The organism is Actinospica durhamensis, from assembly GCF_018139695.1.
GTDB classification, from domain to species: Bacteria; Actinomycetota; Actinomycetes; order Streptomycetales; family Catenulisporaceae; genus Actinospica; species Actinospica durhamensis.
The window spans coordinates 1-1,691 of sequence record NZ_JAGSOG010000546.1 but is presented as its reverse complement, the minus strand read 5'-3'; the positions used below and the strand labels follow the sequence as shown (position 1 = coordinate 1,691).

The window sequence follows — 1,691 nt, the reverse complement described above, 5'->3', positions numbered from 1 at the left end:
CGACGTTTCCACCCATGAGCTCCGCCACCGGACACTCGCCGGTGAAGCGGGTCTGGCCCGGCCGGCCCACTACAGGCCTACCTGGGCAGATGCTCCTTAGAAAGGAGGTGATCCAGCCGCACCTTCCGGTACGGCTACCTTGTTACGACTTCGTCCCAATCGCCAGTCCCACCTTCGACCACTCCCTCCCGAGGGTTGGGCCATGGGCTTCGGGTGTTACCGACTTTCGTGACGTGACGGGCGGTGTGTACAAGGCCCGGGAACGTATTCACCGCAGCGTTGCTGATCTGCGATTACTAGCGACTCCGACTTCACGGGGTCGAGTTGCAGACCCCGATCCGAACTGAGACCGGCTTTACGGGATTCGCTCCACCTCACGGTATCGCAGCCCTCTGTACCGGCCATTGTAGCATGCGTGCAGCCCAGGACATAAGGGGCATGATGATTTGACGTCGTCCCCACCTTCCTCCGAGTTGACCCCGGCAGTCTCCCGCAAGTCCCCAGCCATCCGAAGATGCTGCTGGCAATACAGGACGAGGGTTGCGCTCGTTGCGGGACTTAACCCAACATCTCACGACACGAGCTGACGACAACCATGCACCACCTGTGCACGACCCCAAAGGACCCTCTATCTCTAGAGGTGCACCGTGCATGTCAAGCCCTGGTAAGGTTCTTCGCGTTGCATCGAATTAAGCCGCATGCTCCGCCGCTTGTGCGGGCCCCCGTCAATTCCTTTGAGTTTTAGCCTTGCGGCCGTACTCCCCAGGCGGGGCGCTTAATGCGTTAGCTCCGGCACGGAGACCGTGGAAACAGTCCCCACACCTAGCGCCCAACGTTTACGGCGTGGACTACCAGGGTATCTAATCCTGTTCGCTCCCCACGCTTTCGCTCCTCAGCGTCAGTAATGGCCCAGAGACCCGCCTTCGCCACCGGTGTTCCTCCTGATATCTGCGCATTCCACCGCTACACCAGGAATTCCAGTCTCCCCTGCCATACTCTAGCCCGCCCGTACCGGAAGCAGACCCACCGTTAAGCAGTGGGCTTTCACTCCCGACGCGACAGGCCGCCTACGAGCCCTTTACGCCCAATAAATCCGGACAACGCTCGCACCCTACGTATTACCGCGGCTGCTGGCACGTAGTTAGCCGGTGCTTCTTCTGCAGGTACACTCAGTCTCCCTTGGTCCCTGCTGAAAGAGGTTTACAACCCGAAGGCCGTCATCCCTCACGCGGCGTCGCTGCGTCAGGCTTCCGCCCATTGCGCAATATTCCCCACTGCTGCCTCCCGCAGGAGTCTGGGCCGTGTCTCAGTCCCAGTGTGGCCGGTCGCCCTCTCAGGCCGGCTACCCGTCAAAGCCTTGGTAGGCCATCACCCCACCAACAAGCTGATAGGCCGCGGGCCCATCCTCCACCGAAAAACTTTCCACCCGGAGCCATGCGACCCCGAGTCATATCCGGTATTAGCCCCGGTTTCCCGGAGTTATCCCAGAGTGGAGGGCAGGTTGCCCACGTGTTACTCACCCGTTCGCCACTAATCCCCGGCCGAAACCGGATCATCGTTCGACTTGCATGTGTTAAGCACGCCGCCAGCGTTCGTCCTGAGCCAGGATCAAACTCTCCAAAAAGAATTTAATGACCTGGCTAAACATCCCGACGGGGGTCGGGATAATAGCCAATCAAACAATTGGCATC

Annotated in this window: 1 rRNA gene; it reads right to left on the bottom strand. The window is 59.9% G+C overall.

The annotated features are described in order from the left end of the window. Positions 1–100: 100 nt before the first annotated feature. Positions 101–1,624, bottom strand: a 16S ribosomal RNA gene (locus KDL01_RS40890). Positions 1,625–1,691: the final 67 nt, after the last annotated feature.